This window comes from Brachybacterium sp. GCM10030268 (assembly GCF_042666305.1).
In the GTDB taxonomy this organism is placed as follows: domain Bacteria; phylum Actinomycetota; class Actinomycetes; order Actinomycetales; family Dermabacteraceae; genus Brachybacterium.
Genome location: NZ_JBHTCW010000005.1, coordinates 139,923 through 159,622, shown reverse-complemented (window position 1 = coordinate 159,622; position 19,700 = coordinate 139,923). Strand labels below are relative to the sequence as shown.

Genomic DNA, 19,700 nt, shown 5'->3' with positions numbered 1-19,700 from the left:
GCCGGTCACATCGGCAGGCGCACGTAGCTGGTCTCGAGATATTCGGCCAGGCCCTCGTGGGAGCCCTCGCGGCCGAGCCCGGATTCCTTGATGCCGCCGAAGGGGGCGGCGGGATCCGAGGAGACGCCGACGTTGACCGCGACCATTCCGGCCTCGATGCGCTGGGCGGCATCGGTGACCTCACCGAGGTCGGAGCCGGCGACGTAGCTCATCAGCCCGAACTCGGTGTCGTTGGCGGCGGCGACCATCTCGTCGATGTCGTCCATGACGATGATCGGGGCGACGGGCCCGAAGATCTCCTCGTGATTGACGCGGGCGTCGGCCGGGACGTCGCCGAGCACGGTGGGGGCGTAGAAGTACCCCTCGCGATCGAGCCGCTGCCCGCCGGTGAGGACCTTCGCGCCGCGGTCGACGGCGTCGGCCACCAGCTCCTCGACCTTCTGGACGGCGTCCTCGTTGATCAGCGGGCCGAGCGTGGTGCCGTCCTCGGCGCCGGGGCCGGTGACGAGGTTCTCGGCCTCCTCGACGAGGCGGCGGGTGAACTCCTCGGCGACGGTGGAGTGGACGTAGAACCGGTTCGCGGCGGTGCAGGCCTCGCCGTTGTTGCGGAACTTCGCGGGCATCGCCGCGGTGATCGCGGTCTCGATGTCCGCCGAGGGCAGCACGAGGAACGGCGCGTTGCCGCCGAGCTCCATGGACGCCTTCAGCACGTGCTCAGAGGCTTGGCTGAGCAGGGTGCGGCCGACGGCGGTGGACCCGGTGAACGAGATCTTCCGCAGCCGCGGATCGGACATCAGGGTGGAGCTGAGGCCCTTGGAGTCCGAGGTGACCACGCAGTTCACCACACCCGCGGGGACCCCGGCCTGCGCCAGGATCTCCATGAACAGCAGCGAGGTCAGCGGCGTCATCTGGGCGGGCTTGTGCACCACGGTGCAGCCGGCCGCCAGCGCCGGGGCGATCTTGCGGGTCGCCATCGACAGCGGGAAGTTCCACGGGGTGATGAGGAAGGCGGGGCCGACGGGCCGGGACACGGTGAGGATCGCGTGCTTCGCCGACGGAGCCGGGCGGAACTCGCCGGGCGGGCGCACGCCCTCCTCGCTGAACCAGCGCAGGAACTCCGCGCCGTAGGTGACCTCGCCGTAGGCCTCCTTCAGCGGCTTGCCCATCTCCAGGGTCATTGCCAGGGCGAGGTCATCGGCCCGCTCGTGGCACAGCTCGTAGGCGCGGCGCAGGATCTCCGAGCGCTCGCGCGGGGTGGTCGCCGCCCAGTCGCTCTGCGCGGCGACGGCGGCGTCGAGCGCCTGGGGGCCGACGGTCGTGGCATCGGCGTCGGCCACCTGGGTCAGCGGCCGGCCGGTCGCGGGGTCGATGACGTCCAGGTCCCCGGTGGCGGCGAGGAACCGGCCGTCGACATAGGAGCTGCGGGGCACGCGGTCCATCAGCTCCGCGATGCGGGCCTCGGTGTCGGTGGGCAGATCGCTCATCGTGGTCATCTCCTTCGTCGTCTGCTGGCGGGGCTCAGCGGGGGATCGTCAGGGCGAGAGCGTCGACCGCTCGGATCAGGCCGAGGTGGCTGAAGGCCTGGGGGAAGTTGCCGGCCATGCGCTGCGCGGTGCCGTCGTACTCCTCGGCCATCAGGTGGAGGTCGTTGGCGCAGGCCAGGATGCGGTCCATGAGCTGGACGGCGTCGGCGCGACGGCCGGAGCCGGCGTACTGCTCGACGAGCCAGAAGCAGCACACCAGGAACGGGTGCTCGTCCCCGGGCAGCCCGTCCTGGCCCTTGGTGAGGTAGCGCAGGATCAGTCCGTCCTCGGTGAGCAGGTCGCGCTCGATCCGTTCGACGGTGGCGAGCATGTGCGGATCGTCCGGCGGCAGGAAGCCGGTGTGGGGGATCTGCAGGAGAGAGGCGTCGACCTCGGCGGACCCGTAGGTCTGGGTGAAGGCGCCGTCCTCGCCGACGCCGCGGGTGAGGATCTCCTCGCGCACCTGCTCGCGCAGGTGCTTCCAGCGGGCGAGGTCCTCGTCCGGGGCGGGCAGGCCGTAGGTCTCGACCGCATCGATCGCCCGGTCGAAGGTCGCCCAGATCATCACGCGGCCGTGGGTGAAGTAGGCGGGCTCGCCGCGCATCTCCCAGATCCCGTGGTCGGGCTCGTCGATCCGGTCCACGGCGTAGCGGACCAGGGCCTTCTGCAGCGGCCACGACCAGGCGGACTCCTCCAGCCCGGCCTCGCGCATCGCCGACAGCGCGATCATCACCTCGCCGACCACGTCGGCCTGGTACTGGCCGGCGGCCCCGTTGCCGATGCGCACCGGCACCGAGTCCTCGTAGCCGGGGAGGTGGGGGAGCTCGCGTTCGACCAGGTTCCGGTCCCCGGTGATGGAGTACATGATCTGGAGGCGCTCGGGGTCGCCGGCGATGGCCCGCAGCAGCCAGTCGCGCCAGGTGGCGGCGGCATCGATGTGACCGTGGGCCAGCAGCGCCTCGAGGGACAGGGCCGCGTCGCGCAGCCAGCAGAACCGGTAGTCCCAGTTGCGCACCCCGCCGAAGTCCTCGGGCAGGCTCGTGGTCGCCGCGGCGATGATCCCGCCGGTGCGGCGGTGGGTGAGGGCCCGCAGCACCAGCAGGGAGTGGGCGACGGGTTCGGCGTATTCGTTCTCCACCCGGACCTGCCCCAGCCAGCCGGCCCATTCGGCGGTGGTGCGGGCCAGAGCCGCGCGGACGTTCGGGGCGGCGGGCACCTGCTGCCAGGAGGGGAACCAGGTGAGCACCCAGGAGGCGCTCTCGCCCGAGGCCAGCCGGTGGCTGCCGCGGTGGACACGGCCGTGCGCGCTCAGCGCCGGCCCGTGCAGGGCGACGCCGTCCCCGCCGGCGACGGCGATCAGCACGCTCTCGCCCTTCTCGTCCTGGCCGCGGCGCACCCACGGCACGGCCTGGCCGTACTCGAAGCGGATCTTCAGCTCCTGGACCACCTCGACGGTGCCCTCGGTGCAGGTGACGCTGCGGATCAGGTCCGCGTGATCCTCCACGTCGCCGCGCAGGGAGGTCGCCGTGCCGGCGGCGGAGCTCGAGGCGGAGCTGGGGGTGGAGGGCCGGTCGGCGGCGTCGGAATCACTGCCGTCCGCGCCGTCTCCGCTGTCCGCGGCGGGATCGTCCGACGGGTCGGCGAGGTCGATCGGGAGGAACTCCGTGACCGTCGCGGTGCCGGTGGGGGAGCGCCACACCGTCTCCAGCACCATCGTCGAGGGCAGGTAGCGGCGGGAGAGGACCTCCCCGTCGGCGATCCGCAGGGACCAGTGGCCGTGGGACTCGTCGCCGAGCAGCGAGGTGAACATCGCGTCGGCGTCGAAGCGCGGCATGCACAGCCAGTCGATGTCCCCCTCCCGCGTCACGAGTGCCGTGGTGCGCTGGTCGGAGAGGAGGGCGTGCTCTTCGATGCGTGGAGCCGTCATGAGATCAGTCCACCATCTCCGGCTCCGCCGCGCCGACGAACTCGGCAAGATGCTGCGACAGGGCCAGGCGGCTGGGCTCGTGGCAGTACATCATGTGCCCGGCCTCGTAGTACTCGATGCGGATCCGCTCGGCGAAGTCCTCTCGCGGAATGGCGAGCTGGGCCAGGACGTGCTCGCTGGCATGGAACGGGGTCGCGGCGTCGTGGTAGCCGTGGGAGACCAGCACCCGGGTGTGCGGGGACTTGCGCAGCAGCCGCGCCAGGTCAGAGGCGACCTCGACGGCGCGGCCCTCGAAGTCCTTGTAGCTCCACGGGTGCACGCGGGCGGACATGATCTCGTAGACCACGTCGCTGGTGAAGTCGAGCTCCCGGCGCAGGTACTGGTTGATCGTCGCGGTGTAGGCCGGGGCCAGCTGGTCGATCGAGGGGTCCGTCTCCATCGCGGCGGCGTTGCCGTCCCCGGCGGGAGCGGTGAAGCGCCCGTCGATGCGGCCGGCGACCAGGCCCTGGTCCCGCAGCAGCTCGGCGAGGTACGCCTGGTGCTCCACGCGCAGATCCGCGCGCTCGACCCAGTCGGGGTCCACGCCGATCAGGGAGCCGATGCGGGCGGCGGCCTCCAGCTTCTGCTCGGGGGACAGGCGCAGCCCCGCGGCGAGCAGGGCCGGGTACTCCTGCTCGGCGAAGGCCTCGGCCTCGTCGACCACGTCCTGCAGCAGTCGCTCCTCGTGCTTGCCGTGCGCGTGGGCGATGGCGGCGTAGGTGGGCAGGTAGTGCACGTAGGGGCGATCGTTGCCCTCGGTGAAGCGGATGGTGCCGAAGTCCAGCACGGGGGAGATCAGGGCGATGCCCGCGACGGCCACGTAGTAGCGGTCCATCAGGCGGGCGGCCACGGCGGAGGCGCGAGTGGTGCCGTAGGACTCCCCGGCCAGGTAGATCGGGGAGGTCCAGCGCTGGTTGCGGGTGAGCCAGTCGATGACGAAGGAGGCGATCAGGTCGCGGTCCGCGGCCAGTCCGTGGTGGCGGTCGGGCTTCTGGCCGGGGACGGGCCGGGAGTAGCCGGTGGTCATCGCGTCGACCACCACGAGGTCCGCGTGGCGCAGGATCGTCTCGTCGTTGTCCAGCAGCCGGTGCGGCGGGGCGGCCGGGGAGCCGGCGTCGCCGGCGTCCACCCGGCGCGGGCCGAGCAGCCCCAGGTGCAGCCACACCGTCGAGGCACCGGGGCCGCCGTTGAAGGCGAACACCACCGGCCGGGCCGCCTCCGAGCCGCCCGGGGCCGGTGCGCTGGCGACGTAGGAGACGGAGAACAGCTCGGCGTAGGCGGTGGCGCGGCCGTACTCCTCACCCTCGGGCTCCTCCCTCAGCACCACGGTGCCGGCGGTGGCCGTGTAGTCCAGCGGCCCGTCGGCCAGCGCGAGCGAGTGCAGCGTGGTGACCAGATTGTCCTCGGGCACGGGGGTGGCGTCTGCGCCCTTGCCGGTCTCGGGGGCGGGGGTGGTGGACTCGGCGTTCACTCGTGCTCCTTCACGTCGGGGGCGTCGGCCTCGATGCTACGCGGGCCCCGACGACGCCGGCCCGCCGGCCCGAGGAGCATCGGGCAGGCGGGCCGGGATCGGTCCTGCGGAGAGGGAGCGGGGTCTCAGGCCCTCACTCCAGAGGAGCGATGTCCCGAGGTGCCTCGGCACCCTCCTCGTTGTCCCGCACGACGATGCGCAGCGGGTCCACCTTGGTCCAGAGGACGAACGCGATCGCGACCACGATCATGGCCAGGCCCGCCCACAGGTTGGCGTTGACCCCGCCGGTCTTGGCGGCCTCCGCCTCGGTGAAGGCGAACAGACCCATCAGGGTCACGACGATGCCGAAGAGCCCGATCAGGGCGCCGATGAAATTGCGGATGTCGAAGGCCCCGGTGGTCTCGACGTGCGTGCCGTCGGGGACGTCGGCGGTGCTGCTGTCCTTGTGTGCACTCATGAGTGATCTCCTCCGTCCGCGCTCACGCGAAGACGATATTCAGGATGACGACGAGGCCCAGAGCGATCAAGGCCATGGGAACCGGGCGGCGGTAGAAGGCGAGGTTCTTCTCCTCGGGATCGACCAGGTCGGCCTTCGCGGTCTCGGAGTACACCAGGCCCTTCAGCTCGAGGACCGGCTTGGGAGCGGTGAACTGCGTGACCACGACGGAGACGACGATGTCGACCGCGAACGCGGCGAAGGCGCTGACGAAGGCGAGGCCCTGGCCGGGCAGCTCGAAGACGCCGAAGAACGTCGAGGAAGCCCACAGGCCCACGGCCGCCAGGGTGCCGGCGACCAGGCCGGCCCAGCCGGCCGTCGGCGTCATCCGCTTCCAGAACATGCCCAGGATGAACGTCGCGAACAGCGGCGCGTTGAAGAACCCGAACAGAGCCTGCAGGTAGTCCATCAGGTTCGAGAACTGACCGGCGATCAGCGCGGTGAAGATCGCGATGACGCAGGCGGCGGCGGTGGCGACGCGGCCCACGAACGTGTAGTGGGCATCCGGCGCGTCCTTCTTCACGTACTGCTGGTACAGGTCGTAGCTGGCGACCGTGTTGAACGCCGAGATGTTCGCGGCCATGCCGGCCATGAACGCGGCCAGCAGGCCCGCGATCGCGACGCCGAGCAGACCGTTGGGCAGCACGTCGCGCATCAGCAGCAGGAGGGCGTCGTTGTAGGTCACGCCCGTGGCGGCGGCCGCCTCGGCGTCTCCGGCCGAGGCGTACTGCTTGAAGTCGACCATCTCGTTCACCAGCACCGCGGTGATCATGCCGGGGATGATGACGATGAAGGGGATGAACATCTTGGGGAAGGCGCCGATGATCGGCGTCATCCGGGCGGCGGTGAGGTCCTTGGAGGCCATGGCCCGCTGGACCTCGACGAAGTTCGTGGTCCAGTAGCCGAAGGACTGCACGAAGCCCAGGCCCAGCACGATGCCGACCACCGACAGCACCGGGCTGTCGAAGCCGGAGAGCTGCTCGCCCGGCCACGTGTGCAGCTGCTCGGAGCCGAGCATGCCGTCACCGGCGACGCGCTCGGTCAAGCCCTGCCAGCCGCCCACGCGGTGCAGACCGATCAGCGTCAGCGGCAGCAGGGCCGCGACGATCACGAAGAACTGCAGCACCTCGTTGTAGATGGCGGCGGAGAGACCGCCGACGGTGATGTAGAACAGCACGAACGCCGCGGCGAGCACGAGGCCCACCCAGATCGGCCAGCCCAGCAGGCGGTTGACGATCGTGGCCAGCAGCGAGAGGTTCACGCCGGCGATCAGCAGCTGGGCGACGGCGAAGCTGAGGGAGTTGACCAGGTGGGCGCCGGTGCCGAAACGCATGCGCATGAACTCGGGGACCGAGCGCACCTTGGAGCCGTAGTAGAAGGGCATCATCACGACGCCCAGGAACAGCATCGCCGGGATCGCGCCGACCCAGAAGTAGTGCATCGTCGGCAGGCCGTACTGGGCGCCCGTGGCGGACATGCCCATGATCTCGACGGCGCCGAGGTTGGCGGAGATGAAGGCGAGACCGGTGACCCAGGCGGGCAGGGAGCGACCGGAGAGGAAGAACTCGATCGAGTTCGAGACGCCGCGCTTGGCGTACCAACCGACGCCGAGGACGAACGCGAAGTACAACGCGATGATCGCGTAGTCGATCCACTGTGCATCCAGGCGGATGTCGACCATGAGGAATCCTTGGAACGTGGGAAAAGAGGGGCCGCCGCCGGCGTGGACCCGAGGAGGGAGGCGCACCGGCGGAGGGCAGCTCGTGCTGACGGCCGGTCACGCTACCACCGAGTAGGAGCGGGATAACCGAAACGTTTCGGTGATCTGCGCGGGTGTGCGCCAGACGCGTCGGACGTCACAGATCCATGGGGTGGTATGGGCGGTTCCGCCCGATCGGGCGCGGCCGTGCGGGCCGCTGTTCCGGCCGGCGGACCGGCCGACACGGCAACCGCTTCCCGCCGGGTTCGGGGAACGTTCGGGGCGTGCGGTTATGGTGGCCTCACCCTCGAGGACGAGGAGAGGAGACCAGCCCCATGAGCAGATTCTCGCGGCGCTCAGCGCTCGCCGGCTCGGGAGCGGCCGCCCTGGCCGCTGCCGCCGCCGCGTGCGCGCCGCCCAACCCCGGCGGCGTCAACGCCGAGGCCACCATCCCGGCGGCCGACGGACCCGTCACCCTCACCTACTGGGCGTGGCTGAAGGACCTCCAGAAGGTCGCCGACGTCTTCAACGCCAGCCAGGACCGCATCCGTGTCGAGACCACCTGGATCCCCGGCGGCAACGACGGCGGCTACGCCAAGATCCTCTCCGCGGTCGCCGCAGGCGGCGGCCCCGACATCGCCCAGGTGGAGCTGCGGTCGGTGCCCGAGTTCGCGCTCGCGGGCGCGCTGGTGGACCTCACCCGGTACGGCTTCGCGGACCAGGAGTCCGCCTTCGATCCCGGCGCGGTCTCCCAGATCAAGGTCGGCGACGCCTACTGGGCCGTCCCGCAGGACACCGGCCCCGTCGGCACCTTCTACAACCGCGAGGTGCTCGAGGGGGAGATGGGGCTGCAGGCCCCGGCGACCTGGCAGGAGTTCCACGAGCTCGCCGGGACCGTGGCCGAGGCCGGCAAGCAGCTGATCACCCTCGACCCCGGCGACGGCTCCCATCCGGTCGCGTGGGCGATGCAGTCCGGCGCGCAGTGGTTCACCCCGGAGGGGGACGGCTGGATCGTGAACATGACCGACGACGCCTCCATGCGCGTCGCGGAGTTCTGGGACGGCATCCTCGCCGAGAAGCTCGTCGGCACCGGGTACGGCGCCTTCTCCACGCCCTGGTACGCCGCGGCGGGAGCCGGGGACGTGCTCGCCTCCATCTCCGGCTCCTGGAGCGATGCCCTGATCCAGACCACGCCCGGGGCGGAGGGGAAATGGGCGGTCGCGCCCATGCCCAGGTGGGAGGACGGTTTCGCCTCGGGCGCCCACGGCGGGTCATCGGCCGCGGTGCTGTCCAACAGTGCGCACCCTGCGGAAGCGCTGGAGTTCCTGACCTGGATGTGCACGGACCCCGTCGGCATCGACGCCATGATCGAGAACTCCGGCATCGGCTGGTCGCCGGCGGCCGACTACATCGGAGAGGTCCGCCAGGAGCCCTCCGAGTTCTTCTCCGGCCAGAACTACAACGAAGAGGTGTTCGTCCCCATGGCCGAGGGCCAGAACCTCGAGTGGACCTGGGCGCCGCTCATGCAGCGCGTGATGGCGATCCTCGGTGACGGGATGAACGGCGCCATCACCGGCGAGGTCCCGCTGACGGACATGTTCGCCGAGACCCAGGCGGAGATCGTCCGGATCATGCGCGAGATCGGACTGGACGCGGAGGAGGCACGATGAGATCGAAGACCGCCCCCTGGCTCCTGCTCGGGCCCTTCCTGGTGCTGTTCATCGGCACCATGATCATCCCGATCATCATGGCCATCGGCTACAGCTTCACCAGCGTCGAACGCTCCGGGCTGCTCGGCGAGGAGGGCGTCACCAGCGCCTTCGCCGGGCTGGAGAACTACGTCGCCGCGCTGTCGAACGCGAACTTCATCGCCTCCATCGGGCGGATGATCCTGTTCGGCGTGGTCCAGGTGACGGTGATGATCGTCGCCGCCACCATCCTCGCGCTGCTGCTGGAGAGCGCGAGCGCGAGGTGGCCCGGCTTCTTCCGCGCCACCTACTTCCTGCCCTACGGGATCCCCGGCGTGATCGCCACGATCCTGTGGTCCTTCCTGTACATCCCCGGGCTCAGCCCCATCGTGGACGTCCTCGGGATCGTCGGCATCGACATCGACTTCCTGGCCCCCGAACTGGTGCTGTGGTCGATCGCGAACATCGTGACCTGGACCTACACCGGGTACAACATGCTGATCATCATCGCCCAGCTCAAGGCGATCCCCGGCGAGCTGTACGAGGCGGCGAAGATCGACGGAGCCGGGCCGATGCGGATCGTCCGCTCCCTCCAGCTGCCGCTGATCCGCCCCGCGGTGATGCTGACGATCATCTTCTCGATCATCGGCACCCTGCAGCTGTTCGCCGAACCGCGGCTGATGCAGAACATGAGCGCCGGGATCACCTCGGAGTACACCCCGAACATGGCCGCCTACGCCTTCGCGTTCCAGTACAACGACGTCGGCATGGCCGCCGCGCAGGCCGTGATCATCGCGGTCTCCGCCTTCGTGCTCTCGGCGATCGCGCTGGGAGTCTCCTCCTGGACGGAGAAGCGCCGATGACCACCACGCAGACCCCCACCCGCCGCCGCGCCGCGCCCGTCGCCGACGGCCGCTCCGGTTCCCGCGAGGCGGGGCGCAGACCGACCACCACCATCCTGGTCACCGCGATCCTCGCCGTCATCGCGATCTACTTCCTGGTGCCGGTGTACTGGGTTCTCGTCAACGCCACCAAGTCCACCGAGGACCTGTTCGGCACCAGCGGCTTCTGGTTCGGCCAGGACTTCCAGCTGCTCGAGAACATCCGCGCGGTGCTCTCGGCCAACGGCGGGATCTTCCCGCGGTGGGCGCTGAACTCCGTGCTGTACGCGGGAGTCGGCTCGGTGCTGGCCACCTACTTCGCGGCCGCCGCGGGGTACGCCCTGGCGAAGTACCGCTTCCCGGGCCGGCGCCTGGTCTACGTGCTGGTCCTCGGCGGCGTGCTGGTGCCCGGCACCGCGGTGGCGCTGCCGCTGTTCTTCCTGTTCAGCTCCATCGGGATCACGAACACCTACTGGTCGGTGCTGATCCCCTCTCTGGTCAGCCCGTTCGGTCTGTTCCTGGCCTCGATCTACGCCAGCGCCGCGGTCCCGGACGAGCTGCTGGAGGCCGGCCGGATCGACGGGGTGGGGGAGCTGGGGCTGTTCCACCGGCTCGCGCTGCCGCAGCTCACCCCGGCCCTGGTGACGATCGTGCTGTTCCAGTTCGTCGCGATCTGGAACAACTACATGCTGCCGCTGGTGATGCTGGCCGACGAGACGCTCTATCCGATCACCCTGGGCCTGGACAACTGGCGGGCCCAGACCGACCGGCTGCCGGAGTTCTACCAGCTCACCGTCGGCGGCGCGCTGCTGTCGGTGATCCCGCTGGCCATCCTCATCCTGGTCCTGCAGCGCTTCTGGCGCGGCGGGCTGACGGAGGGGTCGGTCAAGGGGTGATCTCGCCCCGGCCCCGCACGGCCCCGGGGCCGATTCGCCACGCCGGAGCCCTTGCACCGGGCCGTCGTCCCGTCTTCGATGAGGACATGGCCACCACTGCTGCTCCGTCCCGTCCCGCACGCCGCCCGGAGTGGCGCCGGCGCTCCGTCCTGACGGCCGGGGCGGCCCTCCCGTTCGCGTCGGTCGCTCTCGCGGCCTGCGGGGACGACGGGCAGGGCGAGGCCGGTGAGCCGGATCTGAGAGCCGAGCTGCCGCGTGCCGAGCCCGGCTCGCCCGAGGGCGCCGGCGAGAGCGTCGTGCCCTTCACGGCGCGGCTGTGGGCAGGCATCGACCGCAGCGCCGTCAACGCCGTGTGCTCACCGCTGTCCGCCCAGATCGCGCTGACCATGGCCGGATTGGGAGCAGCCGGGGACACCCGCGCCCAGATGGAGGAGGCTCTCGGCGGGAGCATCGACGAGCTCGCCCAGGTCTCCAACACCCTGGCCACTGTGCTGGCCGCCGTCGGCGATCAGGAGCGCGAGGATCCAGAGGACGACGCCCCGGAGCCGCCCGTCGCGTCCTTGGTGAACGGCACCTGGCTGCAGGAGGGCATGGCCGTCGAGGACGGCTTCCTCGAGGGCCTGGCCACCTACTTCGCCAGCGGCGTCTACGAGGCGGACTTCGCCGACGACGCCGAGCGGGAGCAGGCCCGCCAGCGGATCAACGACTGGGTCGCCGAGGCCACGAACGACCTGATCGAGGACCTGGTCCCCGAGGACGCCCTCGATGCGCAGACACGGCTGGTGCTGGTCAATGCGCTGCACCTGAAGGCGGCCTGGCAGGACACGCTGACCCGCTCCGGCGGCACGTTCACCACCGCCGAGGGCGAGGAGAAGAGCGTGGAGATGCTCAGCGGAACGACCGGCAGCTGGTACGAGGACGAGCTGTGCCGGGCGACGGCGCTGGAGACCTATGGGGACGACCTCGCGCTCGCTCTCGTCCAGCCGCTCGAGGACGTGGCCGCCGTGCTCGACGCGTGGGCGGAGAGCGCCGAGGACACGGCAGCCGGGCTCTCGGCACTGCTGAGCGGGCTCGATGCCACCGGCGGCGCCACCGAGCTCACCCTGCCCGGGTTCGACATCGACTGGGACGGCGAGCTGTCGGGGCCGCTGCAGGAGCTGGGCCTGCGCGATGCCTTCGAGGCCGGGGCGGCCGACTTCTCCGGGATCACCGCCGAGACGGACCTGTCCATCTCGCAGGTGATCCAGAAGGCGGTGATCACCGTGGACGAGGAGGGCATGGAGGCGGCCGCGGCCACCGCCGTCGTCGCCGAGGCGGTCTCGGCGCCCGCGGAGGAGCACGAACTCGTGCTGGATTCGCCCTTCCTGGTCGTCGCCTACGAGACCTCGACGCTCGCCCCGCTCGTCGTCGGCTGGATCGGCGATCCGACGCAGACGCGATGACGGCATCTATGCTGGCCGAAGCGCTTCCCGAATGATCTCGCGATGGAGGAGACATGACTGCTGCACGACCCTGGCCCGTCGGCGTCGAGGGGATCGCCTACGGCGGCGACTACAACCCCGAGCAGTGGCCGCAGGAGGTGCGCCTCGAGGACATCGACCTGATGCGCGAGGCCGGAGTGAACCTGGTCAGCGTCGCCATCTTCGCCTGGGCCACGATCGAGCCCCGCGAGGGCGACTACGACTTCACCTGGCTGGACGAGACCATGGACCGCCTCGGCGAGGCCGGCATCAAGGTAGCGCTGGCCACCGCCACCGCGTCGCCGCCGCCGTGGCTGACCCGCCACCACCCCGAGATCCTCCCCGTCACCGAGGACGGCACCGTGCTCGGTCAGGGCGGGCGCCAGGCCTACGCCGTCTCCTCCCCGCTGTTCCGCGAGTACGCGGTGCGCATGACCCGGATGATGGCCGAACGCTACGGCGACCACCCCGCCCTCGCGCTGTGGCACGTGGACAATGAGCTGGGGTGCCACGTCCCCCACGACTACTCCGACCGGGCCGCGGCCGCCTTCCGCGCCTGGCTCGAGCGCCGGTACGGCTCGATCGACGCGCTCAACGAGGCCTGGGGTACGGCGTTCTGGTCCCAGCGCTACGACACCTTCCGCGAGATCCTGCCGCCGCGGGCCGCCCCCACCTACGCCAACCCCACCCAGCAGCTGGACTTCGCCCGCTTCTCCAGCGACGAGCTGCTGACCCACTACCGGGCCCTGCGCGACGTGCTGCGCGAGATCACCCCGCAGATCCCCACCACCACGAACCTGATGCTCAAGTCCGACACCAAGTGGATGGACTACTACTCCTGGGCCGATGACCTCGACCTCGTGGCCAACGACCACTACCTGATCGCCGACGACCCGCGCGGCCAGATCGAGCTGGCGCTGGCCGCGGACCTCTCCCGCGGCGTCGCCGGCGGCGACCCGTGGATCCTCATGGAGCACTCCACCTCCGCCGTGAACTGGCAGCCTCGCAACCGCGCCAAGGGCCGCGGCGAGATGCTGCGCAACTCCCTGGCGCACGTGGCCCGCGGTGCCGACGGGGTCATGTTCTTCCAGTGGCGCCAGTCCCGCGCGGGCGCCGAGAAGTTCCACTCGGCGATGGTGCCCCACGCCGGCCGCGACACCGACATCTGGCGCAGCACCGTCGCGCTCGGCCGCGCCCTGGAAGCACTGGCCGAGGTGCGCGGCAGCCGCGTCCTGAACCGGATCGCGATCATCGTGGACTATCCCTCCTGGTGGGCGAGCGAACTGGATTCCCACCCCACCCAGGCGCTGCGCTACAGCGAGGAGCTGCTGCGCTGGTACACCGCCTTCTGGGACCTCGGCGTGGGCGTGGACATGGTGCCCCTCGACGCGGACCTGACCGGCTACGAGCTGGTGCTCGCCCCCACCCTGTACACCGTGCGCGACGAGGACGCCGACCGCCTCGCCGCAGCCGCGCGCGCCGGCGCGCAGGTGGTCATCACCTTCTTCTCCGGCATCGTCGACGAGAACGACCACGTGCGCCTCGGCGGCTACCCCGGCGCCTTCCGCGACCTGCTCGGCGTGCGCACCGAGGAGTTCTGCCCGTTGCTCGAGGGCCAGGTGCTGCATCTGGACGACGGCACCGAGGCGGACCTGTGGAGCGAGAAGACCCGCCTCGAGGGCGCCGAGGCGATCCGCAGCTGGGCCGACGGGCCGCTGCACGGCCGGCCCGCCGTGACCCGGAACCCGGTGGGGGAGGGCGCGGCCTGGTACGTCGCCGCCCGCCCGTCGGCCGAGGGGCTCGAGGCCCTGGTGGCCGAGATCGTCGCCGCGGCCGGCGTGGAGCCGTCGGCGGTGGGGCTGCACCGCGATGTCGAGGCGGTGCGTCGCTTCGCGGAGGACGGCACCACCTACCTGTTCGTGCTCAACCACTCCGACCGCGACCAGGTGGTGCAGGTCAGCGGCTACGAGATGCTCTCGGCCACCGATGTCGAAGGCGCCGTGACCGTCCACGCCGGCGCCGCGGCAGTGGTCCGCGAGAGCTGAGCGGGCATACCGCGGTGGGCGGCCTGGTGCGGTCGGTCTGCGCGCGGGCGGCCTGCGTGCCCGGGCCACCCCGACACACGCGTCGTCGCCCGCCATTCCCCCGATACGTTGCACTACCGCCACGAATCGGGGGAATGGCACGGCGCGTCGGACTGCGTCACCGGTTCCCGGCCCGGTCCCCCTCGTCCCACCGCTCCCGTCATCCGATGCCGCCCCGCAGTTCGCCCCCTCCATCACCTGCCGTGCCCCTCGCACCCCCGCCACTGAACGGAGACTCATGCCCGGCCTCACGCCACCTCAGCCCACCCCGTCGGCCCCTGCCATGTCGGATCTGAGGATCGGGGTGGTCGGGTTCGGGGCGCGCTCGCCGTTGGCCGAGCACGCCCACCGCCCCGGCGAGGGTTCCCGGATCACCGTGGTCGCCGACCCGTCGGAGCGCGGCAAGGAGATGGCGCGGGAGCAGCTCGGGGAGGACATCGCGCTGGTCGAGGACGTCGACCAGCTGCTGGCCGGGAACGACGTCGACGCGGTCATGATCCTGACCCCCGACTACGCGCACGCTGGCGTCGCCCTGAAGACGCTCGAGGCAGGCGTGGCCACCTTCTGCGAGAAGCCGATGGCGATCGGGATCGAGGACACCGACGCCATGCTCGCCATGGCCCGGGACAAGCGCGCTCGGCTGTACATCGGCCACAACATGCGCCACATGCCGGTGGTGCGGCAGCTGAAGGAGATCATCGACTCCGGTCGCATCGGCCGGGTACGCGCCATCTGGTGCCGCCACTTCGTGGGCGCCGGCGGGGACTTCTACTTCAAGGACTGGCACGCCGAGCGGGACAAGGCGATGAGCCTGCTGCTGCAGAAGGGCGCCCACGACATCGACGTCATCCACTGGCTCGCCGGCGGCTACACCCGCCGCGTCTCGGGCATCGGCGACCTCGCGGTCTATGGGGACATCACCGATCGCCGGGACAACTCGGACCGCCGGATGGGCGACTGGTACGACGAGGACACCTGGCCTCCCACCGCCCAGAAGGAGCTGAACCCCGTCATCGACGTCGAGGACATCTCGATGCTGTCGATGACGCTGGACAACGGGGTACTGGCCTCCTACCAGCAGTGCCACTTCACCCCCGACTACTGGCGCAACTACACCGTGATCGGCGACGCGGGACGGATCGAGAACATGGGCAACGACGGCGGGGACCAGATCCACATCTGGGAATCGCGCCGCTCCGGACCCGGCCGCCCCGACGCCGTCGAGGTCATCGAACGCGCCGAGGGGTGGCACGGCGGCGCCGATCCGCGCCTGGTCGCGGAGTTCCTGCGATTCGCCCGCGACGGCGGGAGCACAGAGGTCTCCGCCATCGCAGCCCGCGAGGCCGTGGCCACCGGGGTGCGCGGCGCCGAGTCGATCCGCAGCGGGGGAGTGCCGTTCGAGGTGCCCGCCGTGCCGGAGGACGTGCGGGCGTACTTCGACGGCGGGCAGGCCTGACGCGGGTGCGGCGAACCGGCTGTGGCCTATCAGCCGTCCTGATTCTCTGAGCCCGCCCCGGACGTCACTTGCGTCAGGCGCGGGGCCCGGGGTAAGGGGGTCTGTCGGCTAGCGGCGGCCTCACGCGACGACCTCGAACGCCGCAAGCGCCGAGCTCACGTCGTAGGTGCTCGCGGCGCCGGCATGCAGCGGGAACGCGGCGGCGACGAAGCCGTCGGGCCGGATCAGGTACATCCGGTCCGGCCGCAGCCGGCCCCGGGGATCCGCGGCGAAGGCGAACGGGCCCTCGATCCAGTCCGGAACGGCAGGGCGGCGCGCCCGGCTTCCGTAGGTGTGCAGCTGCCAGGTCATCGCGCGCAGAGCGTCCGCCCTCTCCCCGTCGGCCAGCAGCCGGAGGCCCACTGCCGGATCATCGGCCCAGGCCGGCGGCGTCGTGCCGGCCGGCACCTGCCGGTAGCGGATCCGGTACTGGCCGAGCAGCCCGCCCAGGCGCGGGCCCAGGGCTGACCGGAACAGCGTCGGGCCGAGGAGCGAGATGATCCCGCTGAACCGGCGTCGCAGCGCCGCGGCCCCGCGGCCGCGGCGGGCGATGATCCCGAAGGCGCGGTCGGTGCCCTCGATCAGGGTGAGAGCGACGGGTCGCCGCTCCCGTTCGTAGCGTCCGACGGCCGAGGGAGTGAGGTGGCCGCGGACGACGTCGGCCAGGAGGTTCGCCAGGTGATGGGCGTCCTGCAGGCCGGCGTTCATCCCTTGGCCGCCGATGGGGGAGTGCACGTGGGCGGCGTCGCCGGCGAGCAGCGCGCGCCCCTTGCGGAACTGGGAGGCGACGCGGTGGTGGACCCGGTAGGCAGAGAACCAGTCCACGCGCTCGAAATTGATGCCGAGATCGGCGCGGGCCTCGGCCAGGACCTCGTCCTGATCCGGGGACTCGGTGGGGCTGAGGCACACCAGGCGGGCGTGGCCGCCCGGGCCCAGCGGGATGAACACGGCGAAGGAGGCATCGCCGAAGCGGGCGGCGACGGTGTTGTCGGGGATCCCGGTGACGCCGTGGAGATCGGCGACGCAGAAGGTGGCGTCGTCCGTGACCCCCTCGAAGGGCAGGCCGAGCTGGTGACGCACCGTGGAGCTCGCCCCGTCGGCGCCGATGCACCAGCGGGCGCGGAGCCGGCATAGCCCCTGGGGTCCTTCGACCAGTGCCTCGACCTGCTCATCCGCGGGGTCGATGCCCTCGAGGAGAGTGACCAGACGGTGGCCCCATCGGACAGGACGCCCCTCGCCCTCGAGCGCGGAGGCCAGCAGCTCCTCGTTACGGCTCTGCTCGAAGATCTCCGCCCCGGGGAACGGGGTGTCCCCGGCCTGGGCAGGAGCGAACTGGAACCCCTCCGGGTTCGCGGACTGCCGCAGCTGGAACCCCGTGGCAGGATTCGCCGCCTCCAGCACCTGCTGCGCCAGTCCCAGCTGATCGTAGATCTCCATCGACCGGGCCTGGACCACCAGGGCGCGGGACTCACGGGTCGGGCCGGACTTGGGGTCGATAACCTCGGCGCGCACACCGCGCCGGGCCAGGACAAGAGCGGCCATCAGCCCCGTCGGCCCGGCCCCGACCACCAGCACGTCGGTCTCGAGCAGGGGGAGTTCGCTCAGCGGCACTGCGGTCATGGGCCAGCCTCTCGCCGGTGGTACCCGGAGCGGGTGGCTTCACCGTAATGCGACGGCCGTGCCGGGACCAGGGGTTCCTAGTCCCGGCACGGCCGGGGTCGCGGGTCAGCCCTTCTGGCGGCCCTTGAAGCGCGGGTCCTGCTTGTTGATGACGTAGATCCGCCCTCGGCGGCGCACGACCTGCGCGCCAGGCTTGCGGACCAGCGAGCGCAGGGAGGAGCGGACCTTCATCGCTGCCCGTAGCGCCGACGGAACTTCTCCACGCGCCCGGCGGTGTCCAGCACCTTGGCCTGGCCGGTGTAGAAGGGGTGCGAGGCCGAGGAGACCTCGACGTCGATCACGGGGTAGTCCTTGCCGTCCTCCCAGGTCACCGTCTTCTCGGAGTCGCGGGTGGAGCGGGTCAGGAACGAGTAGCCGGCGGCGGCGTCGCGGAAGACGACGGGCCGGTAGTCAGGATGGATGCTCTGCTTCATGGTGTTCTCCTCACCAGCTGGATTTCGTGATGCCGGGCAGCTCGCCGCGGTGGGCGGCGGCGCGGAACCGGACCCGGGAGAGCCCGAATCGGCGCAGGTGCCCGCGGGGCCTGCCGTCGATCGCGTCGCGGTTGCGCAGCCGCGTGGGGCTGGCGTCCCGCGGCAGGCGCTGCAGGGCGCGCTGGGCCTGGACCTTCTCGGCCATCGGCGTGCTCGGGTTCTTGATGGCGCGCTTGAGGGCGCGGCGCTCGACGGCGTAGCGGGCCACGAGCTCCTTCCTGCGCTCGTTCGCCGCGATCTTCGACGTCTTGGCCATCAGCGCTCCTCGCGGAACTCGACGACGGAGCGGAGCGTCGGGTCGTACTTCCGCGCGACCAGGCGATCGGGGGTGTTCCGGCGGTTCTTGGTGGTCATGTACGTGTAGCCGGTGCCGGCCGTGGAGCGCATCTTCACGGTGGCGCGCACGTCGGTCTTCTTCGCCATGGGTGTTCCTCTCAGATCTTCTCGCCGCGCCGGCGGATCTCGGCCACGACGGCCTCGATCCCGCGACGATCGATGGTGCGCAGGCCCTTTGTGGAGACCTGCAGGCGGACGGTGCGGCCCAGGGATGGGACGTAGAACCGCTTGGACTGGATGTTGGGATCGAAGCGGCGCGAGGTGCGTCGATGCGAGTGGGAGACGTTCTTGCCGAAGCTCGGCGCGGCTCCGGTGACTTGACAGCGTCGGGACATGACGGCAGATTCTAGCTACTGAGAATCATTATCGTCAAGCGTCTGGAGCAGTACCGGTATGTCCGAGCCTCATGAGATCCACCGTCGTCAACGACCGGGAGCGGCGGAATCTTCCACGCCTGTCGCCGTCGTCACCGCGATCGACGCGGTGCTGAGGGATTCGCTGGTCGCGAGCCTGCTGCTGGACGTCCCGGGCGCCGTGGCGCTGCGCTACGAGGTCGACGTCGAGTCGGTCACCCTGCGGCGGCTCGTCCTGTCCGCCGACGGCATCGCGGAGGACGAGGAGGTCATCCTCGAGCACCCCTGCGCCTCGTGCGCGATGCGGGAGGACGCCGTGCCGGCCTTGAACCGCCTCGCGAGCGACCCTCGCATCAGCGTGATCCTGCTCGCGCCACCGATCTCGGCGGACCCCTCGATCGTCGCCGGCACCCTGGCGCCGCACCAGCGCGCATGGCACCTGGCGAGCGCGTCGACCGTGCTCTCGGCCGAGAGCCTCCACGAGGACCTCCTCGGCGATGCCACTCTTGCCGAGCGGCAGCTGCAATGGGCCGAGGGCGACGAGCGCAGCGTGGGCGAGGCGCTCGCCGCCCAGATCGAGTACTCGGGTCTGCTCGTGCTCGACGCCGACGGGTCTTCCGACGCCGATGGCGAGCCTGCCATGCAGGGGATCGCGGCCGGCCGGGAGCTGCTCGAACATCTGCGCGCACCTGACCAGCTGCTGGCCGTCGGACTCCATGACCTCGAGAGCGGCTCGATGCATAGAGGGGCGCTCGACCACCAGGCGGCCCTGCTGCGCCGCGACGCCCGCGTGGTCGAGCCCTACGGCGGGCCATCGGCACACGGCACCTGGACCCTCGACCTGCACTCCGAGCGGCCCTTCCATCCCGATCGCCTGCTCGAGAACATCGAGGCGCTCGGCGGCGGGCGCCTGCGCAGCCGCGGGCGGTTCTGGGTCCCCGACCGGCCCGACACCATCTGCCAGTGGGACGGCGCCGGCGGGCAGGTCTCCATCGGCGCCACCTGGAAGACGGCGCGCGAGCTGCCGACCACGCGGCTCGTGGTCACCGGGGTCGACGCGGCAGATGTCGAGCGGGTGCGCGGGGCGTTCGGCCGCAGCCTGCTCACCGAACACGAGTGGGCCGCAGGCCTGGAGTCATGGCTGGGCGCCGAGGACCCGCTGGCGCCTTGGCTCGGGGCGCGCGGCGTGCTGCGCTGAG

General features: G+C 70.9%; 18 protein-coding genes. 7 read left to right on the top strand and 11 right to left on the bottom strand.

Translation table 11 applies throughout. From position 1 onward, the window contains the following. Positions 1–5: 5 nt before the first annotated feature. The 5 genes from ACFQRD_RS09720 to ACFQRD_RS09700 all read right to left on the bottom strand — a co-directional run bounded on the left by ACFQRD_RS09720 (position 6) and on the right by ACFQRD_RS09700 (position 7,137). Positions 6–1,484 carry an NAD-dependent succinate-semialdehyde dehydrogenase gene (locus tag ACFQRD_RS09720; protein WP_377804007.1) on the bottom strand — a complete coding sequence of 493 codons (1,479 nt, stop codon included), beginning with the start codon at positions 1,482–1,484 and terminating at the stop codon, positions 6–8. A 34-nt stretch (positions 1,485–1,518) separates the two neighbouring features. Then, positions 1,519–3,450: a glycoside hydrolase family 15 protein gene (locus ACFQRD_RS09715; protein ID WP_377792295.1), complete on the bottom strand. Its 1,932-nt coding sequence runs from the start codon at positions 3,448–3,450 to the stop codon at positions 1,519–1,521. A 4-nt stretch (positions 3,451–3,454) separates the two neighbouring features. Next, positions 3,455–4,960 carry a S10 family peptidase gene (locus tag ACFQRD_RS09710; protein WP_377804005.1) on the bottom strand — a complete coding sequence of 502 codons (1,506 nt, stop codon included), beginning with the start codon at positions 4,958–4,960 and terminating at the stop codon, positions 3,455–3,457. Positions 4,961–5,093: 133 nt separating this feature from the next. Next, a complete protein-coding gene (locus tag ACFQRD_RS09705) occupies positions 5,094–5,417 on the bottom strand; it encodes a hypothetical protein (RefSeq protein ID WP_377018875.1) in 324 nt (107 codons plus the stop codon). Between the two features lie 22 nt (positions 5,418–5,439). After that, entirely contained in the window at positions 5,440–7,137 is a 1,698-nt protein-coding gene (locus ACFQRD_RS09700; protein WP_377804003.1) for a sodium:solute symporter family protein, read from the bottom strand. A 353-nt stretch (positions 7,138–7,490) separates the two neighbouring features. On the opposite strand from ACFQRD_RS09700, the gene ACFQRD_RS09695 reads away from it, so the two are divergent. The 6 genes from ACFQRD_RS09695 (at position 7,491) to ACFQRD_RS09670 (ending at position 15,620) form a co-directional block, all read left to right on the top strand. Continuing rightward, positions 7,491–8,825, top strand: coding sequence for an ABC transporter substrate-binding protein (locus tag ACFQRD_RS09695; RefSeq protein ID WP_377804001.1), 1,335 nt, complete (start codon positions 7,491–7,493; stop codon positions 8,823–8,825). After that, on the top strand, positions 8,822–9,706 hold the full coding sequence (locus ACFQRD_RS09690; RefSeq protein WP_377803999.1) for a carbohydrate ABC transporter permease: 885 nt from the start codon (positions 8,822–8,824) through the stop codon (positions 9,704–9,706). The genes ACFQRD_RS09695 and ACFQRD_RS09690 overlap by 4 nt, the downstream gene beginning before the upstream one ends. After that, positions 9,703–10,620, top strand: coding sequence for a carbohydrate ABC transporter permease (locus tag ACFQRD_RS09685; protein ID WP_377018880.1), 918 nt, complete (start codon positions 9,703–9,705; stop codon positions 10,618–10,620). The genes ACFQRD_RS09690 and ACFQRD_RS09685 overlap by 4 nt, the downstream gene beginning before the upstream one ends. Positions 10,621–10,706: 86 nt before the next feature. After that, complete coding sequence (locus ACFQRD_RS09680; protein WP_377803997.1) at positions 10,707–12,062, top strand: serpin family protein; 1,356 nt, start codon at positions 10,707–10,709, stop codon at positions 12,060–12,062. Positions 12,063–12,115: 53 nt separating this feature from the next. Further along, positions 12,116–14,125, top strand: coding sequence for a beta-galactosidase (locus ACFQRD_RS09675; RefSeq protein WP_377803995.1), 2,010 nt, complete (start codon positions 12,116–12,118; stop codon positions 14,123–14,125). A gap of 277 nt (positions 14,126–14,402) precedes the next feature. Continuing rightward, positions 14,403–15,620 (top strand): Gfo/Idh/MocA family protein, encoded by a 1,218-nt coding sequence (locus ACFQRD_RS09670; protein WP_377803993.1) that lies wholly within the window; start codon positions 14,403–14,405, stop codon positions 15,618–15,620. Positions 15,621–15,740: 120 nt separating this feature from the next. On the opposite strand, the gene ACFQRD_RS09665 is transcribed toward ACFQRD_RS09670, so the two are convergent. The 6 genes from ACFQRD_RS09665 to rpmB all read right to left on the bottom strand — a co-directional run bounded on the left by ACFQRD_RS09665 (position 15,741) and on the right by rpmB (position 18,483). Beyond that, positions 15,741–17,279 carry an FAD-dependent monooxygenase gene (locus ACFQRD_RS09665; protein WP_377803991.1) on the bottom strand — a complete coding sequence of 513 codons (1,539 nt, stop codon included), beginning with the start codon at positions 17,277–17,279 and terminating at the stop codon, positions 15,741–15,743. 105 nt (positions 17,280–17,384) lie between these two features. Continuing rightward, the gene (ykgO, locus tag ACFQRD_RS09660) at positions 17,385–17,510 is read right to left on the bottom strand and encodes a type B 50S ribosomal protein L36 (RefSeq protein WP_377803988.1); all 126 of its coding nucleotides are present in this window, start codon (positions 17,508–17,510) and stop codon (positions 17,385–17,387) included. Then, positions 17,507–17,752: a type B 50S ribosomal protein L31 gene (locus ACFQRD_RS09655; RefSeq protein ID WP_377803986.1), complete on the bottom strand. Its 246-nt coding sequence runs from the start codon at positions 17,750–17,752 to the stop codon at positions 17,507–17,509. The genes ykgO and ACFQRD_RS09655 overlap by 4 nt, the downstream gene beginning before the upstream one ends. Positions 17,753–17,762: 10 nt before the next feature. After that, a complete protein-coding gene (gene rpsN, locus ACFQRD_RS09650) occupies positions 17,763–18,068 on the bottom strand; it encodes a 30S ribosomal protein S14 (RefSeq protein WP_377803984.1) in 306 nt (101 codons plus the stop codon). Then, a complete protein-coding gene (gene rpmG, locus ACFQRD_RS09645; RefSeq protein ID WP_377792285.1) occupies positions 18,068–18,235 on the bottom strand; it encodes a 50S ribosomal protein L33 in 168 nt (55 codons plus the stop codon). The genes rpsN and rpmG overlap by 1 nt, the downstream gene beginning before the upstream one ends. A gap of 11 nt (positions 18,236–18,246) precedes the next feature. After that, complete coding sequence (gene rpmB / locus ACFQRD_RS09640) at positions 18,247–18,483, bottom strand: 50S ribosomal protein L28 (protein ID WP_377803982.1); 237 nt, start codon at positions 18,481–18,483, stop codon at positions 18,247–18,249. Positions 18,484–18,541: 58 nt separating this feature from the next. On the opposite strand from rpmB, the gene ACFQRD_RS09635 reads away from it, so the two are divergent. Then, complete coding sequence (locus tag ACFQRD_RS09635; RefSeq protein WP_377803980.1) at positions 18,542–19,699, top strand: GTP-binding protein; 1,158 nt, start codon at positions 18,542–18,544, stop codon at positions 19,697–19,699. The last annotated feature ends 1 nt before the right edge of the window (position 19,700 follow it).

Coding starts and splice junctions, on each gene's coding strand:
- ACFQRD_RS09655 (WP_377803986.1), bottom strand. CDS start 17,752: ATGAAGCAGAGCATCCATCCTGACTACCGGCCCGTCGTCTTCCGCGAC.
- ACFQRD_RS09720 (WP_377804007.1), bottom strand. CDS start 1,484: ATGAGCGATCTGCCCACCGACACCGAGGCCCGCATCGCGGAGCTGATG.
- ACFQRD_RS09675 (WP_377803995.1), top strand. CDS start 12,116: ATGACTGCTGCACGACCCTGGCCCGTCGGCGTCGAGGGGATCGCCTAC.
- ACFQRD_RS09680 (WP_377803997.1), top strand. CDS start 10,707: ATGGCCACCACTGCTGCTCCGTCCCGTCCCGCACGCCGCCCGGAGTGG.
- ACFQRD_RS09670 (WP_377803993.1), top strand. CDS start 14,403: ATGCCCGGCCTCACGCCACCTCAGCCCACCCCGTCGGCCCCTGCCATG.
- rpmG (WP_377792285.1), bottom strand. CDS start 18,235: ATGGCGAAGAAGACCGACGTGCGCGCCACCGTGAAGATGCGCTCCACG.
- ACFQRD_RS09685 (WP_377018880.1), top strand. CDS start 9,703: ATGACCACCACGCAGACCCCCACCCGCCGCCGCGCCGCGCCCGTCGCC.
- ACFQRD_RS09700 (WP_377804003.1), bottom strand. CDS start 7,137: ATGGTCGACATCCGCCTGGATGCACAGTGGATCGACTACGCGATCATC.
- ACFQRD_RS09705 (WP_377018875.1), bottom strand. CDS start 5,417: ATGAGTGCACACAAGGACAGCAGCACCGCCGACGTCCCCGACGGCACG.
- ACFQRD_RS09690 (WP_377803999.1), top strand. CDS start 8,822: ATGAGATCGAAGACCGCCCCCTGGCTCCTGCTCGGGCCCTTCCTGGTG.
- ACFQRD_RS09715 (WP_377792295.1), bottom strand. CDS start 3,450: ATGACGGCTCCACGCATCGAAGAGCACGCCCTCCTCTCCGACCAGCGC.
- rpsN (WP_377803984.1), bottom strand. CDS start 18,068: ATGGCCAAGACGTCGAAGATCGCGGCGAACGAGCGCAGGAAGGAGCTC.
- rpmB (WP_377803982.1), bottom strand. CDS start 18,483: ATGTCCCGACGCTGTCAAGTCACCGGAGCCGCGCCGAGCTTCGGCAAG.
- ACFQRD_RS09665 (WP_377803991.1), bottom strand. CDS start 17,279: ATGACCGCAGTGCCGCTGAGCGAACTCCCCCTGCTCGAGACCGACGTG.
- ykgO (WP_377803988.1), bottom strand. CDS start 17,510: ATGAAGGTCCGCTCCTCCCTGCGCTCGCTGGTCCGCAAGCCTGGCGCG.
- ACFQRD_RS09695 (WP_377804001.1), top strand. CDS start 7,491: ATGAGCAGATTCTCGCGGCGCTCAGCGCTCGCCGGCTCGGGAGCGGCC.
- ACFQRD_RS09635 (WP_377803980.1), top strand. CDS start 18,542: ATGTCCGAGCCTCATGAGATCCACCGTCGTCAACGACCGGGAGCGGCG.